The organism is Dyella sp. GSA-30 (assembly GCF_027924605.1).
In the GTDB taxonomy this organism is placed as follows: domain Bacteria; phylum Pseudomonadota; class Gammaproteobacteria; order Xanthomonadales; family Rhodanobacteraceae; genus GSA-30.
The window spans coordinates 3,135,434-3,149,999 of record NZ_AP027042.1; the positions used below are offsets into that span (position 1 = coordinate 3,135,434).

Here is a 14,566-nt window from a genome sequence, read left to right on the forward strand (position 1 = left end):
GGGCGTTGGCCGTTTCGGCGGCAGCCGGTTTTCGCGCCCCCACAACCCGTCTCCCACCCCCAAAGAATTTTTAAGGAGGCTCTATGCCCTCACGCGATTTCAAACGTACCGACCGCGTCGGCGCCGAACTCCGGCGTGAGCTTGGCCTCCTGGTTCACAGCGCGGTGCGCGACCACGGCCTGCCGTCGGTCAGTGTGTCCGATGTGGAAGTCACCCGCGACCTGGACTGGGCGACCGTCTGGGTTACCGCGTTGATGCCCGAGCAATCGTTGCAGGCAGTCAAGGCGCTGAACGAGCTGAAAGTCGAATTTCGCCGCGAGCTGTCGCGCTCGATGCGCCTGCGCCGCGTGCCGGAGCTGCGCTTCAAGTACGACGACTCGGTCGACAAGGGCGAGCGGATCGAGCAGTTGCTGCGCGATTCGGGCGATGCGGGCAGTTCCGAGACGACAGACGAATAATCGGCTTGGGCCAGACGCGCCCGTCCGTTTCCTGTTCCCCGTTCCCTAGCTCAATGCGCATCAAATTCCGCAACCTGCACGGCATCGTCCTGCTCGACAAACCCCTGGGGCTCAGCTCCAACCAGGCCCTGCAGGCGGTGCGCAAGCTGCTGCGTGCGGAGAAGGGCGGGCACACCGGTGCGCTCGATCCGTTGGCGACCGGCCTGCTGCCGCTGTGCATGGGCGAGGCGACCAAGGTTGCTGGCACCTTGCTGGGCTCGCGCAAGGCCTATCTGGCCGAATGCCGGCTGGGCGCCACCACTACCACGGCCGATCTGGAAGGCGAGATCGTCGCCGAGCGCCCGGTGCCTGAGCTGGACGAAGCCCGGATCGAACAGGCCCTGTCACGCCTGCGTGGCCGCATCACTCAGATACCCCCGGTCTATTCGGCGCTCAAGCAGGATGGTGAGCCGCTGTACCTGAGGGCGCGCCGTGGCGAGGACGTGGCTGCACCACCGCGCGAGGTGGATATCTATCGCCTGGACCTGCTGGAGCGGGCCGGTGATCGGCTCAAGCTCTATGTCGAGTGCGGGTCGGGCACCTATGTGCGCAGCCTGGCCGTGGACCTGGGCGAGGACCTGGGCTGTGGCGCGCATCTGACGGCGCTGCGACGCCTATGGGTCGAGCCCTTTCGCGAGCCGCGCATGGTCACCCTCGAAACCCTGCAGGCCGCCGCGGCGCAGGGTGACGCGGCCTTGCTGGCCCATGTGCTGCCGATCGCCGAGGGCCTCACCGACCTGCCGCAGCTGCGGTTGGACGCGGAGCAGAGCTTTGCCGTCTCACAGGGGCGTCAGATTCCGGTCGAGCCGTTGGTCGAGGAGACCCGGTACGCTGTCTTTGCCGATGACGGCCGCCTGCTGGCGCTGGCCGATATCCGGGAAGATGGAGTGCTGCGCATCGCCCGCGGCTTCAATTTGCCGCCTGGTGGAGCGATTTGTTAGTCCAGGAGCTGTCATGCTCTTGTTGTCTAGGTGTATCAATCGTTAGAATAGCCAGCTTGTTCCAAATCATTCATTCACAAGGCGAAGCTTGCGCAATGTCATCCCAGTGACATTGCGCAAGCTTCGCATCGCCTTTTAAGGAAGAGATTCTCATGTCCCTTACTGCAGAACAGACCGGCAAGATCATTGCTGATTTCGGCCGCGTGCCGAACGATACCGGTTCGCCGGAAGTCCAGGTGGCCCTGTTGTCGGCCCGTATCGACCACCTGACCGACCATTTCAAGACCCACAAGCAGGATCACCATTCGCGTCGTGGTCTGCTCAAGCTGGTCAATCAGCGCAAGTCGCTGCTGGGCTACCTCAAGAAGAATGACCTGGGCCGCTATCAGAGCCTGATCGAACGTCTCGGCCTGCGCCGCTAATCGACATCGACAAGGACACACACAACGTGGCGAAAGTAACCAAGTCATTCCAGTACGGTAATCACGAAGTCACACTGGAGACGGGCGAAATCGCCCGCCAGGCGTCCGGCGCAGTCATGGTCAGCATGGGCGGGACCGTTGTCCTGGTCACGGCCGTAGCTGCTTCCAAGGCGCGCGATGGGCAGGATTTCTTCCCTCTCACTGTCGACTACGTCGAGAAGTTCTACTCGGCCGGCCGTATCCCCGGTGGCTTCTTCAAGCGCGAAGGCCGCCCGACCGAAAAGGAGACGCTGACCTCGCGTCTGATCGATCGCCCGGTGCGTCCGCTGTTCCCGGAAGATTTCAAGAACGAAGTCCAGGTCATCGCCCAGGTCATCTCGCTCAATCCTGAGATCGACGGCGATATCCCGGCCATCCTGGGCGCGTCCGCTGCGCTCACCCTGGCCGGTATCCCGTTCAAGGGTCCGATCGGCGCTGCTCGTGTCGGTTACGCCGATGGCAAGTACCTGCTGAATCCGACCGCTACCGAGCTGAAGACCTCCGACCTCGACCTGGTCGTCGCCGGTACGCACAACGCCGTGCTGATGGTCGAATCCGAAGCCAAGCTGCTCACCGAAGAAGTGATGCTCGGCGCCGTGGTGTTCGGTCACCAGCAGATGCAGGTGGCAATCGAAGCCATCAATGCGTTTGTGGCCGAAGCCGGCCGCAAGACGTTCCATTGGGAAGCCCCGGCGCGCAACGACGCGCTGTTCGATTCGATCAATTCGATTCTTGGCGACCGTCTCGAAAAGGCTTTCGCGATCCGCGACAAGCTGGAGCGTCGCGACGCCATCAGCGCGCTCAAGGGCGACATCAAGACCGGCATCGCGCAGACCGCGGCGAATCACGGCTGGTCCGATGCGGATATCGGCAATGCCTTTGCCGAAATCGAATACACCACGATGCGCAGCGGCGTGCTCAAGACCAAGGTGCGTATCGACGGTCGCCAGCTCGATGACGTGCGTCAGATCACCGCGCGTGTCGACGTGTTGCCGCGCACCCACGGCTCGGCGCTGTTCACCCGTGGCGAGACGCAGGCGCTGGTCGTCGTCACGATGGGCACCACGCGTGACGCCCAGATCATCGATGCGCCGGAAGGCGAGTCGAAGGATCCCTTCCTGTTCCATTACAACTTCCCCCCCTTCTCGGTGGGCGAAGCGGGCCGCTTCGGCGCCCCGAAGCGTCGTGAAATCGGTCATGGCCGTCTCGCCAAGCGCGGCGTCCAGGCGGTCAAGCCGACGATGGAGCAGTACCCGTATGTGCTGCGCGTCGTCTCGGAAATTACCGAGTCGAACGGCTCCTCGTCGATGGCCTCGGTTTGCGGTTCCTCGATGGCCATGATGGCAGCCGGCGTGCCGCTGAAGGCTCCGGTGGCGGGTATCGCCATGGGCCTGGTCAAGGAAGGCAACGATTTTGTCGTTCTGTCGGACATCCTGGGTGACGAAGATCACCTGGGCGACATGGACTTCAAGGTGGCCGGTACCGCCGATGGCGTGTCCGCGCTGCAGATGGACATCAAGATCGACGGCATCACCGAAGAGATCATGAAGGTGGCGCTGGAGCAGGCCAAGCGTGGTCGTCTGCACATCCTGGGCGAAATGGCCAAGGTGATCAGCGAGCCGCGTTCGGAAATGAGCGAATACGCCCCGCGTCTGCTCACCATCAAGATCCATCCGGACAAGATCCGCGAAGTCATCGGCAAGGGCGGCGCCACCATCCGCTCAATCACCGAAGAGACCGGCACCACCATCGACATCACCGACGACGGCACGGTCGTGATCGCTTCGGTCAACCGCGAGGCAGCCAACGCCGCCAAGGCGCGTATCGAGCAGATCGTCTCCGACGTCGAGCCGGGCCGCATCTACGAAGGCAAGGTCGCCAAGCTGATGGACTTCGGCGCATTCGTCACGATCCTGCCGGGCAAGGACGGTCTCGTCCACGTCTCGCAGATCTCCAACGAGCGCGTCGAGAAGGTCTCCGACAAGCTGAAGGAAGGCGATATCGTCAAGGTCAAGGTGCTCGAAGTGGACAAGCAGGGCCGTATCCGCCTGTCCATGAAGGCCGTCACCGAAGACGAGAACGCCAACGCTTAAGTTCTGGCGTAAAGCGTATCGACAAAAAGCCCGGTCTCGCGACCGGGCTTTTTGTTTTAAGGGAGTACCTGCATGCAGGGTGGTGTTTTAGCGAGTTGGTCGCGACCAACCGTGACGCAACCGCAACCCCTGGCTGCTACCATGCCCTCATGTGATGGAGGACCCAAGCATGGCCGATCAGCCAACCGATTTTCTAAAGGATTACCAGGCACTCGCGCAGCAATCCTGGGACGCGTGGACGCGCTATTTGCAGCAACAGCCCGCGGCTGTTTCTCCATTCGCGCCGTCGGGTTCCAGTACCCGCGCGGACGACTTCATGACACGCAGCATGGCCGGTGCCAAGGCTTATGCCGACTGGTTGCGCAGCGCCGCCACCAGCGGTCTGGGGCAGGGCGGCGATGACTGGCAGCGCCAGATGCAGGGTCTGTTTGCCGGCATGGGCGGCCAGCCGTTTACTCAGGCGTTTGCCGGGCTGGACGGTGCATCCGCGCAAAGTTTTTTCCAGCAGTGGCAGCACTGGATGCAGGCACAAAGCGGTATGGGTGCGATGCCAGGGCTTGCCGGCATGTCGGGTTTCAATGCCATGCCGAATTTCAATGCGATGCCTAACTTTGGCGCGATGCCTAACTTCGGTGCCATGCCGAATTTCGGCTCGATGCCGGGCTTTGGCGATACCTCCGCCGCTTTTGGCTTCACGCGTGAACGTCAGCTACAGCAGCAGGCACTCGCCGCAGCCATGCGCGAATATGCCGAGACGGCCTCGCACTATCAGTCGCTGATCCAACAAGCCAACGCGCAAGGTTTCGAGCGCTTGCAGGCACAGCTTGCCGAGATGGCCAATACCGGCAAACACGTGGATTCGCTGAAGGCGTTGTACGACCTTTGGGTGGATGCCGCGGAAGAATGCTACGCGCAGATCGCACTGTCGACGGAGTTCAAACAGGTCTACGGCGCCATGGTCAACGCGCAGATGCGCGTGCGCCAGTTGCAGCAACAGCAGCTGGAAGCGGCATGTCGTGAGCTGGGCCTGCCTACGCGTAGTGAAGTCACCGCACTGGGCAAACGTCTGCAGGAACTACGCCGCGAAGTTCGTTCGGCGGCTGCAGCCACGCAGCCTGATGCTGGCGACAACTCCGACGCTTTGCGCGCCGAAGTGGCCGCACTCAAGCGCAAGCTCGCCGAGGCGCAAAAGAAAACCGATACCGCCGCAAGGACGGCAAAAAAGCCTGCGCCGGCCCGTTCGGCAGCACCGAAAAAGACGGCCGGCGCCAAGACCGGCACGCGTCGCAGCAAGTAAGGAACCGCGATGAACGTACCTTTTCAATTCGATCCGGCCAGCCTGCTTGCCGAAATAAGTAGCTTCCAGCAAAAGCTTTCCGCGGGATTGAGCAACGTGCGTGGCATGGTCGAGCCGGAGTACGCCAATACCCCGCGCGAAGCGATCTATCGCGAAGACAAACTCACCGTATGGCATTTCAAGGGTGACAAGGCGCCGACGGCGAAAACACCCTTGCTGATCGTGTATGCGCTGGTCAACACCGCCTGGATGACCGACCTGCAAGCCGATCGTTCGCTGGTGCGTAACTTGCTGGCGCAGGGTGAGGATGTCTACCTGATCGACTGGGGCTACCCCGATGGCGCCGACCGTTGGCTGACGTTGGACGATTACATCAACGGCTATCTCGACCGCTGCGTCGATGCGGTGCGTAAACGCCACAACCTGGACGCGATCAACGTGCTGGGCATTTGCCAGGGCGGTGCGTTCTCGCTGTGCTACACCGCGCTGCAGCCGGAGAAGGTGAAAAACCTGATCACCATGGTGACACCGGTCGATTTCCAGACGCCGGGCAATATGCTTTCGCACTGGACGCAGAACCTGGACGTGGATCTGTTTGTCGACACGATGGGCAATATCCCGGCCGAGTTGATGAACTGGGTTTACCTCACGCTCAAGCCGGTGCGCCTGAACCAGCAGAAATATATCGCGCTGGTGGACATTCTCGATAACCCGAAAGAGCTGGAAAATTTCCTGCGTATGGAACGCTGGATCTTCGACTCGCCCGATCAGGCTGGCGAAGCATTCCGCGAATTCATCAAGGATTTCTACCAGGGCAACAAATTGGTCCATGGCACGTTGACCATCGGTGGCAAGCCGGTAGACCTGGGCATGATCACGCAGCCGGTGCTGAATATCTTCGCCGAGCAGGACCACCTGGTGCCGCCGGACGCATCGAAGGCGCTGGCCAAGAAAGTCGGTACGACCGACTACACCGAGCTGGCCTTCAAGGGCGGTCATATCGGGATCTACGTCTCGGGCCGCGCGCAGCGTGAAGTGCCGCCGGCGATTCACCAGTGGCTGCGTTCCAGGGACTGACGATTCAGAGCGAGAGGGGTATGCATGAATAGCGAAAAACGTTTGTGCCGTTCGAGCAGCCAGAAAATGCTGGCGGGTGTGTGTGGTGGTGTCGCCGAGTATCTCGGTTGGGATGCCACCATCGTGCGCGTGATCTGGATCATCCTGACCCTGGCCGGTGGCTCGGGCATCCTGCTTTATCTGATCCTGTGGCTGGTGATGCCGCAGGGTTGAGTGTTGCCAAAACCGCGTGTTTGCAGCGGGAAGGTCGCGACTTCAGTCGCGACCGCAACATCGCCGGATAGCTGTGCACTCGGCCCCGGTCTGCCTCGCCATCCCGTAAAATAACCCAATGAATACTTCCGCCAAGACCCTCTCCCACGACACCATCCGCGCCGTCCAATGGCAGGGTGACCACCTGCGCCTGCTCGATCAGCGCCTGCTGCCACGTAAAGAGCACTGGTTCGATTGCCGCGATTACTTGCAGGTCACCCAGGCGATCAAGGACCTGGCCGTGCGCGGTGCTCCGGCCATCGGTATCGCCGCGGCCTGGGGTGTGGTGCTTGCCGCCCAACAGGGCCAGTCGCTCGACGCGGCCCTGGCCACCTTGCGCGCGGCGCGTCCCACGGCGGTGAACCTGATGTGGGCGCTCGATCGCATGAAGGCGGTGATTGCCACGGGTGCGGACGCTGGGCGGCTGGAGCGCGAGGCTCAGGCGATCCAGGATGAAGATCTGGCCGCCAACCGTCATATGGGCGAACTGGGCGCTGCGTTGATCGCGCCGAACTCGGGCGTGCTCACGCACTGCAATACCGGTTCGCTCGCGACCGCCGGTTACGGTACGGCGCTGGGTGTGATCCGCGCTGGCGTGGCCAATGGCCATATCGAACAGGTCTATGCCGGCGAGACCCGGCCCTGGCAGCAAGGTGCGCGCCTGACCATGTGGGAGTTGGTGCGCGACGGCATTCCGGCCAAGTTGATTGCCGACTCCGCCGCGTCGCATCTGATGCGTTCGGGGGCTGTCCAGTGGGTCATCGTCGGCGCCGATCGCATCGCCGCCAATGGCGATACCGCCAACAAGATCGGCACCTACCAGCTGGCGATCGCCGCGCGACACCATGGCGTGAAGTTCATGGTGGTCGCACCATCGTCCACGGTCGACATGGCCACCGTGTCGGGCGACGACATCGAGATCGAACTGCGCGATCCGACCGAGCTGCTCGGGCTGGGCGGCCAGCGCACCGTGGTCGAAGGTGCCGATGCCTGGAATCCGGTATTCGACGTGACGCCAGCGAGCCTGATCGACGCCATCGTGACCGAACGTGGTGTGATCGAGCGGCCCAATACGATGGCGATGCTGGCGATGTTCGGCCGGTGAAACTTCGCCAGGAGCTCATGCTGTTCGCCGTTGGCGGGGTGCTTGGGCTGGTTGTCGATGCCGGCGTGGTGCAGCTGCTGGTCGGCGCATTTGGCTGGAATCCCTACCTTGCGCGCGTGCTGTCGTTTCTGCTGGCGGCCACCGTGACGTGGTGGTGGAACCGGCGCAAGACGTTTGCCGAGCGCAGCAGCGGCCGCTCGGCCCATGCCGAATGGTTGCATTGGATGGCTCTGATGGGCGCCGGCGCGGTGGTCAATTACGGTGTCTTCGCCGCGCTTTTATGGACCATTCCGGCGCTTCGCCCATGGCCTGCGGTGCCTACTGCGGCAGGTTCGGCGGTGGCTGCGCTGGTCAATTTCGCGACAGCGCGCGGGATGCTTTTCCGGCAGTCCAAAACATCGTTGTAAGTTATTGATTAATATATAAAAAATAGTGTCGTTTTAACGACATTCGTGCTACACTTCACGCACTGAATTTGTAGGTCGCTGGGGCATGCGCTCGGGGGCGCTGTGCCGCGACCTTTTTCTTCTTCCAGGGAACCGATTGATGGCAGAACTCGCCAAAGAAATCATTCGCGTAAGCATCGAAGACGAAATGCGTCAGAGCTATCTCGATTACGCCATGAGCGTAATCGTAGGCCGCGCACTTCCGGATGTTCGCGATGGTCTGAAGCCCGTACATCGCCGCGTATTGTTCGCGATGAACGAATTAGGCAATGTCTGGAACAAGCCTTATAAGAAATCGGCCCGCGTGGTCGGTGACGTGATCGGTAAATACCATCCGCATGGCGATGTGGCTGTCTATGACGCCATCGTTCGTATGGCGCAGCCGTTCTCCCTGCGCTACATGCTGATCGATGGCCAGGGTAACTTCGGTTCGGTCGACGGCGACAGCGCGGCGGCCATGCGTTACACCGAAGTGCGCATGTCCAAGCTCACGCACGAGCTGCTGGCCGATATCGACAAGGAAACCGTCGACTTCGGTCCGAACTACGATGAAAGCGAGCACGAGCCGCTGGTGTTGCCGACGCGCGTGCCGAACCTGCTGATCAACGGTTCGGCGGGTATCGCGGTCGGCATGGCCACCAATGTGCCGCCGCACAACATCAATGAAGTGATCGCCGCCACGATCGCACTCATCGACGATCCGTCGTTGTCGATCGAAGACCTGATGACGCATATCCCCGGCCCGGACTTTCCGACGGCGGGCATCATCAACGGTTCGTCGGGCATCATCGAGGCGTACCGTACCGGTCGCGGCCGTATCCTGGTGCGCGCCAAGGCCGATATCGAGACCGAAACCAACGGCCGTGAGACGATCATCGTCACCGAGCTGCCGTATCAGGTGAACAAGGCGCGGTTGATCGAAAAGATCGCCGAGCTGGTCAAGGAAAAGAAGCTCGAAGGCATCAGCGAGCTGCGCGACGAGTCCGACAAGGACGGCATGCGCGTCGTCATCGAGATCCGTCGTGACGCGATGGGCGACGTGGTGCTGAACAACCTGTTCCAGCAAACCCAGTTGCAGGTCACCTTCGGCATCAACATGGTGGCGCTGATCGATGGCCGCCCGCAGCTGTTGAACCTCAAGGACATCCTCGAGGCCTTCATTCGCCACCGCCGTGAAGTCGTCACCCGCCGCACCATCTTCGATCTGCGCAAGGCCCGTGCCCGCGCGCATATCCTCGAAGGTTTGACGGTCGCGCTGGCGAACATCGACGAGATGATCGAGCTGATCCGTACGTCAGCCTCGCCGGCCGAGGCGCGCGAACGCATGCTCGCACGCAAGTGGCAGCCGGGCCTGGTCAGCGCCATGCTCACGGCGTCCGGCGCGGACATGTCGCGCCCGGAAGACATGGATCCGCGCGATGGCCTGAAGGGCGATACCTATCAGCTATCCGATATCCAGGCGCAGGAAATCCTGGCGATGCGTCTGCATCGCCTGACCGGATTGGAGCAGGACAAGCTGTCGGACGAGTATCGCCAGATTCTCGACACGATCCGCGGTTTGATCGAGATCCTCGAAGATCCCGAGCGTCTGCTCGCGGTGATTCGCGAAGAGCTGGAAAATATTCTGAGCGAGTTCGGCGATGCGCGTCGCACTGAAATCCAGCACTCGCAAGAAGACCTCAACGTACTGGATCTGATCGCGCCGGAAGACGTCGTCGTCACGCTGTCGCACTCCGGTTACGTGAAGCGTCAGCCGGCCAGCACTTACCGTGCACAGCGTCGTGGCGGCAAGGGTCGCTCGGCATCCGCGCTGAAAGACGAGGATTTCGTCGAGCAGTTGTGGGTGGTCAATACCCACGACACGCTGTTGACCTTTACCAGTACCGGTCGTGTGTATTGGTTGAAGGTTTATCAGATGCCCGAATCGGGTCCGAATACGCGCGGCAAGCCGATGGTCAACCTGTTGCCGTTGTCGGAAGGCGAAAAGGTGCAGGCCGTGTTGCCGGTGCATGAGTACACCGATGACCGCTTCGTTTTCTTCGCCACCCGCCAGGGTACGGTGAAGAAGACGCCGCTGACCGAGTTCGCTTATCAGCTGCAGCGAGGCAAGATCGCGATCAACCTTGACGAGGGCGATGCGCTGGTCAATGTGGCGTTGACCGACGGCAATAGCGATGTGCTGCTGTTTGCGTCGAACGGCAAGGTCGTGCGTTTCGACGAAGGCGAAGTCCGCTCGATGGGCCGCACCGCCACCGGCGTGCGCGGTATGCGTCTTGCCGACAAGAGCGAAGTCGTGTCGCTGATCGTGGCTGCCGAGGGCGACATTCTCACCGCGACCGAGCGTGGTTACGGCAAGCGCACGACGCTGGACGAGTTCCCGAAGAAGGGCCGCGGTACGCAGGGTGTTATCGGCATCCAGTGCTCCGAGCGTAACGGCCCGCTGGTGTCGGCCACCCAGGTGACCGAGGCACACGAGCTGATGTTGATTTCCAACCAGGGCACCTTGGTGCGCACACGCGTGGCGGAAGTATCGCAGCTCAGCCGTAACACGCAAGGCGTGACGCTGATCCGCTTGCCGGCGGACGAAGCCCTGGTCGGTGTGGTACGTCTCGATGCCTTGCCCGAGGGTGAGGGCGAGGAAACGGGTGAAGAAGGTGCGGAGCCGTCGGCCGCTCCCGAGTCGCCCGATACGCCTCAGGATTGATAGCGTTGTAGTGCTCTACATCAAACCCCGTTCGCAAGAACGGGGTTTTTTGTTCTGTGTCATGCGGAAATCAGATGGCGCCAAGCATGACGTCAGCGGTCGAGACCTTCAGTTCACCCGGCGCTTCCACTTGCAACAGCCTGACTACGCCGTTTTCCGCAAACAGCGCAAACCGGCGTGCGCGCAGACCCATACCGTAAGCACTGCCATCGAGTTCCAGGCCCATGCTGCGCGTGAACTGCCCATTGCCATCGGCAAGCATCAGCAGATCGTTGGGAATGTGCTGATTCCGCCCCCACGCCTGCATCACATACGCATCGTTCACCGACAGGCACATCACGTCGATACCGCGCTCGCGGAACGCGGGCATGTGCTCGATATAACCCGGTAGATGCTTGTTGGAGCAGGTGGGCGTGAACGCGCCGGGCACCGCAAAAAGCAGCACGCGGCGACCTGCAAACAAGTCCGCGGTCCGGGTGCGTTCGATCGTCTCGCCGGCCAGGTAGATATCGGTATCGGGGAGGGTCTCGCCCGGTTGGATGCTCATGGTTGCCACGCTGAAGGAAGGGAAAACAACGCGCATGGTAGGGCCTGTCCATGGCCCTGTCGTCTTGAATTTGTCCGGCCAGCGCCTATTTCCTGTGTCAGGCGGCAACCAGCCGCAACCCTATTGAGGAGTTACCCGATGAACCGCATTCCCTCTCAGTTGACCTGGGGCACACTGCGCAACTTGAACGATGTGCGTCATGCATTCGATCGCTTTTTGAGCACCGACGAGACGGACGTTGCCAGTCCGTCCGCGGGCCAATGGGCGCCGCGCGTGGATATCAAGGAAGAAGACACTCGCTTCGTGATATTGGCCGATATTCCGGGCATCGATCCGGCGACGATCGAAGTGAGCATGGACAAGAACGTGCTGAGCATCAAGGGCGAGCGCGTTGCCGAAAAGACCGAGCAGAGCGCGAAATTCACTCGTATCGAGCGAGCCTATGGCAGCTTTAACCGTCGTTTCTCGCTGCCGGAAAGCGCCGACGCCGAAGGCATTACCGCCAGCGGCAAGCATGGCGTGCTGGAGGTCGTGATCCCGAAGCGTGCGCAGACCGCGCCGCGCCGCATCGCGATCGATACCGCGCACTGATAGGCCTGTACTTAAGGCATGAGGCCAGGCGATCGGCTCACGGTCGCCTGGCTTTCGCGGGTAGACTGCAATGACATGAACGGCCTGTCGCGGACGATTGTCTGCGGCAGGCTGCATGTGCTTAAAGCATTGGCCGGGGAGCGGCGGTGGAATTCAAAGATTATTACGACATCCTGGGTGTGAAGCCCGATGCCAGCGAGGCCGATATCAAGGCGGCCTATCGCAAATTGGCGCGCAAATATCATCCGGACAAGAACAAAGAAGCGGGCGCCGAAGACAAGTTCAAGGCGATTAACGAAGCCAATGAAGTGCTGCGCGATAAAGAAAAGCGCGCGGCTTACGATCAGCTGCGCGCCGGCGGTTATCGCGGTGGCGAGCAGTTCCGTCCCCCGCCGGGCTGGGGACAGGGCGGGCAGGGTTTCGATTTTGGCGATTCGGGCCACGGCGACTTCAGCGACTTTTTCGAAAGCCTCTTTGGCGCGCGTGCCGGCGGAGCGGCCGGGCGCGGCGCGCCACGGCCGCGCCGGGGCGGCGACGTGCAGGCGCAGGTACAGATCGACCTGAAGACAGCCTTCGACGGCGGCCGAACCCGTCTGGTACTGCAGGACAGTCATGGCGGCGAGCGCACGCTGGAAGTGAAGATTCCGGCCGGCATTCAGCCGGGCAAGGTCATCCGCCTCGCCGGGCAGGGCCATGCAGGCCAAGCCGGCGGTCCCAGCGGCGACCTGCTGCTGGAGGTCGGTATTCGCGACGATGCCCGCTTCCGCCTCGAGGGGCACAACGTACTGCACGTCCTGCCGATCACGCCCTGGGAAGCCGCCCTGGGCGCTACGGTGCCCGTGCCGACCCTGGCCGGCACCGTGGACCTGCGCATTCCCGCTGGCTCGCAATCGGGCCGCAAGCTGCGCTTGAAGGGCCGGGGGATGCCGGGCACGACGCCAGGCGATCAATTGGTCGAGTTGTCGATTCGGGCGCCCGCTGCAGCCAGCGAGGAAGAGCGCAAGGCGTATGAAGCCTTGCGCGATGCGTTTGGCGGGTATGACCCGCGCAGTTAGCGAAAAAAAACGGCGCCTTGGCGCCGTTTTTTTATCGAAGCAAAGCCGGTTTATGCAGGCAGCAATGTCTTCAGCGTCGACACCAGCTCTTCTTCCTTGATCGGCTTAGTGACATAGGCTTTCGCGCCTTGGCGCATACCCCACACCTTGTCCGTGTCCTGGTCCTTGGTAGTGACCAGCACGATCGGAATGTGCGCGGTGCCCGGATCCTTGCTGATAGTGCGTGTGGCCTGGAAACCATTGAGGTTGGGCATCACCACGTCCATCAGAATCAGATCGGGCATTTCGCGCTTGGCGGCTTCGACACCGGCTGCGCCGTCTTCGGCGGTTACCGCCTCATGCCCGAGCTTTTCGACGATACGCTTGATGCCAAGCAACTGCGACGGCGAATCGTCGACGATCAGGATGCGTGCCATAAGGAATAAGTTCCCCTAGTTGTTTCAGTGATTCTAAGCTGCGTTTATCGCGGGTTCCAAGCCACTTGTCTAGGCATCGGGACCAATACGTACCAAGGTACGACCAAATGACTCACCTGCCAGCATGGGTTCGAACACCCCGGCCAAGCCGTCCAGGTCGACTTCACGTGTCGCAATGCGGTCGAGATGGCGCGGTTTCCAGTCTGTTGCCAGACGTTGCCAGACCTCTTCACGGATATCGCGAGCGGTACCGGCCGAGGCCACGCCTAGCAGGTTGACGCCACGGATGATGAAGGGCATCACAGTACTGTCGAAGGCAAAGCCGCCGGCATTACCGCAAACCGCAACGTTGCCATAGGGTTGGATCAGAGGAAGTAGCCCGGCCAGCATCTTGCCGCCGACGTTATCCAGTGCGCCGCCGAAGCGGGCCGAGTCCATCGGCTTGCCGCTGAAGGCCAGCTGGTGGCGGTCCAGGCATTCGCTGGCGCCCAGTTCGCGCAATACATCGAACTGGTCGGTCTTGCCGCTGATTGCATGTACCTCGTAGCCGGCACGTGAGTAGATATCGATCGCCAGCATGCCTACGCCGCCTGTGGCGCCGGTAACGGCGATCGGGCCTAGCGATGGTGTCTGCCGGTTGTTCTCCATCTGCCAAAGGCCCAGCGCGGCGGTAAAGCCGGCCGTGCCCAGGATCATGCTTTCGCGCAGGCTCAGATGGGCCGGCAGCGGAATCGCCCACTGTGCCGGCAGACGGATGTATTGGCCGTAGCCGCCGTCGCGCGTTTCGGAAAGACCGCTGCCGGTGCACAGCACCGCATCGCCTTCCTTGAAGTTGTGATCGGTGGATGCGACGACACGGCCGGCGACATCGATGCCGCCGTTCAACGGGTACTGGCGCAGGATCTTGCCCTTGCCGGTACCGGCCAGCGCGTCCTTGAAATTGACCGAGGAGTAGGCCACCTCGACCAGCAGCTCGCCAGGGCTCAAGGCGTCGGCGTCGATGGTTTCCACGCCGGCGCGATAACCCGATGCGTCGTTATGAATGCGAAATGCGCGAAACGATGCGGTGAAGCTCATGCTTCGG

Annotated in this window: 15 protein-coding genes; 12 read left to right on the forward strand and 3 right to left on the reverse strand. The window is 61.7% G+C overall.

What is annotated here, in order from left to right:
* The first annotated feature begins 83 nt into the window (after nt 1-83).
* From rbfA to gyrA, 10 genes are all read left to right on the forward strand, one after another.
* Nucleotides 84-458 carry a 30S ribosome-binding factor RbfA gene (gene rbfA / locus QMG46_RS13770; RefSeq protein ID WP_281848396.1) on the forward strand — a complete coding sequence of 125 codons (375 nt, stop codon included), beginning with the start codon at nt 84-86 and terminating at the stop codon, nt 456-458.
* A 53-nt stretch (nt 459-511) separates the two neighbouring features.
* Nucleotides 512-1,438: a tRNA pseudouridine(55) synthase TruB gene (truB, locus tag QMG46_RS13775; RefSeq protein ID WP_281848397.1), complete on the forward strand. Its 927-nt coding sequence runs from the start codon at nt 512-514 to the stop codon at nt 1,436-1,438.
* A 152-nt stretch (nt 1,439-1,590) separates the two neighbouring features.
* Nucleotides 1,591-1,860: a 30S ribosomal protein S15 gene (gene rpsO, locus QMG46_RS13780; RefSeq protein ID WP_281848398.1), complete on the forward strand. Its 270-nt coding sequence runs from the start codon at nt 1,591-1,593 to the stop codon at nt 1,858-1,860.
* A gap of 26 nt (nt 1,861-1,886) precedes the next feature.
* Nucleotides 1,887-3,992: a polyribonucleotide nucleotidyltransferase gene (gene pnp, locus QMG46_RS13785; RefSeq protein ID WP_281848399.1), complete on the forward strand. Its 2,106-nt coding sequence runs from the start codon at nt 1,887-1,889 to the stop codon at nt 3,990-3,992.
* Nucleotides 3,993-4,161: 169 nt separating this feature from the next.
* Nucleotides 4,162-5,289 (forward strand): poly(R)-hydroxyalkanoic acid synthase subunit PhaE, encoded by a 1,128-nt coding sequence (locus QMG46_RS13790; protein WP_281848400.1) that lies wholly within the window; start codon nt 4,162-4,164, stop codon nt 5,287-5,289.
* Between the two features lie 9 nt (nt 5,290-5,298).
* On the forward strand, nt 5,299-6,366 hold the full coding sequence (locus QMG46_RS13795) for a class III poly(R)-hydroxyalkanoic acid synthase subunit PhaC (RefSeq protein ID WP_281848401.1): 1,068 nt from the start codon (nt 5,299-5,301) through the stop codon (nt 6,364-6,366).
* Nucleotides 6,367-6,390: 24 nt separating this feature from the next.
* Complete coding sequence (locus tag QMG46_RS13800; RefSeq protein ID WP_281848402.1) at nt 6,391-6,579, forward strand: PspC domain-containing protein; 189 nt, start codon at nt 6,391-6,393, stop codon at nt 6,577-6,579.
* A gap of 118 nt (nt 6,580-6,697) precedes the next feature.
* Complete coding sequence (gene mtnA, locus QMG46_RS13805; RefSeq protein WP_281848403.1) at nt 6,698-7,723, forward strand: S-methyl-5-thioribose-1-phosphate isomerase; 1,026 nt, start codon at nt 6,698-6,700, stop codon at nt 7,721-7,723.
* 17 nt (nt 7,724-7,740) lie between these two features.
* The gene (locus QMG46_RS13810) at nt 7,741-8,130 is read left to right on the forward strand and encodes a GtrA family protein (protein WP_281848404.1); all 390 of its coding nucleotides are present in this window, start codon (nt 7,741-7,743) and stop codon (nt 8,128-8,130) included.
* 139 nt (nt 8,131-8,269) lie between these two features.
* Entirely contained in the window at nt 8,270-10,873 is a 2,604-nt protein-coding gene (gene gyrA / locus QMG46_RS13815; protein WP_281848405.1) for a DNA gyrase subunit A, read from the forward strand.
* A gap of 70 nt (nt 10,874-10,943) precedes the next feature.
* On the opposite strand, the gene QMG46_RS13820 is transcribed toward gyrA, so the two are convergent.
* Nucleotides 10,944-11,420 carry a peroxiredoxin gene (locus QMG46_RS13820; RefSeq protein ID WP_281848406.1) on the reverse strand — a complete coding sequence of 159 codons (477 nt, stop codon included), beginning with the start codon at nt 11,418-11,420 and terminating at the stop codon, nt 10,944-10,946.
* 138 nt (nt 11,421-11,558) lie between these two features.
* On the opposite strand from QMG46_RS13820, the gene QMG46_RS13825 reads away from it, so the two are divergent.
* Both QMG46_RS13825 and QMG46_RS13830 read left to right on the forward strand, forming a co-directional pair.
* Nucleotides 11,559-12,011 carry an Hsp20/alpha crystallin family protein gene (locus QMG46_RS13825; protein ID WP_281848407.1) on the forward strand — a complete coding sequence of 151 codons (453 nt, stop codon included), beginning with the start codon at nt 11,559-11,561 and terminating at the stop codon, nt 12,009-12,011.
* Nucleotides 12,012-12,157: 146 nt separating this feature from the next.
* The gene (locus tag QMG46_RS13830; protein WP_281848408.1) at nt 12,158-13,066 is read left to right on the forward strand and encodes a DnaJ C-terminal domain-containing protein; all 909 of its coding nucleotides are present in this window, start codon (nt 12,158-12,160) and stop codon (nt 13,064-13,066) included.
* 50 nt (nt 13,067-13,116) lie between these two features.
* On the opposite strand, the gene pilH is transcribed toward QMG46_RS13830, so the two are convergent.
* Nucleotides 13,117-13,482, reverse strand: coding sequence for a twitching motility response regulator PilH (gene pilH, locus QMG46_RS13835; RefSeq protein WP_281848409.1), 366 nt, complete (start codon nt 13,480-13,482; stop codon nt 13,117-13,119).
* A gap of 69 nt (nt 13,483-13,551) precedes the next feature.
* The gene (locus QMG46_RS13840) at nt 13,552-14,559 is read right to left on the reverse strand and encodes an oxidoreductase (protein WP_281848410.1); all 1,008 of its coding nucleotides are present in this window, start codon (nt 14,557-14,559) and stop codon (nt 13,552-13,554) included.
* Nucleotides 14,560-14,566: the final 7 nt, after the last annotated feature.

Coding starts and splice junctions, on each gene's coding strand:
- QMG46_RS13820 (WP_281848406.1), bottom strand. CDS start 11,420: ATGAGCATCCAACCGGGCGAGACCCTCCCCGATACCGATATCTACCTG.
- QMG46_RS13790 (WP_281848400.1), top strand. CDS start 4,162: ATGGCCGATCAGCCAACCGATTTTCTAAAGGATTACCAGGCACTCGCG.
- gyrA (WP_281848405.1), top strand. CDS start 8,270: ATGGCAGAACTCGCCAAAGAAATCATTCGCGTAAGCATCGAAGACGAA.
- pilH (WP_281848409.1), bottom strand. CDS start 13,482: ATGGCACGCATCCTGATCGTCGACGATTCGCCGTCGCAGTTGCTTGGC.
- QMG46_RS13795 (WP_281848401.1), top strand. CDS start 5,299: ATGAACGTACCTTTTCAATTCGATCCGGCCAGCCTGCTTGCCGAAATA.
- QMG46_RS13840 (WP_281848410.1), bottom strand. CDS start 14,559: ATGAGCTTCACCGCATCGTTTCGCGCATTTCGCATTCATAACGACGCA.
- QMG46_RS13825 (WP_281848407.1), top strand. CDS start 11,559: ATGAACCGCATTCCCTCTCAGTTGACCTGGGGCACACTGCGCAACTTG.
- truB (WP_281848397.1), top strand. CDS start 512: ATGCGCATCAAATTCCGCAACCTGCACGGCATCGTCCTGCTCGACAAA.
- QMG46_RS13800 (WP_281848402.1), top strand. CDS start 6,391: ATGAATAGCGAAAAACGTTTGTGCCGTTCGAGCAGCCAGAAAATGCTG.
- rbfA (WP_281848396.1), top strand. CDS start 84: ATGCCCTCACGCGATTTCAAACGTACCGACCGCGTCGGCGCCGAACTC.
- QMG46_RS13810 (WP_281848404.1), top strand. CDS start 7,741: ATGCTGTTCGCCGTTGGCGGGGTGCTTGGGCTGGTTGTCGATGCCGGC.
- mtnA (WP_281848403.1), top strand. CDS start 6,698: ATGAATACTTCCGCCAAGACCCTCTCCCACGACACCATCCGCGCCGTC.
- rpsO (WP_281848398.1), top strand. CDS start 1,591: ATGTCCCTTACTGCAGAACAGACCGGCAAGATCATTGCTGATTTCGGC.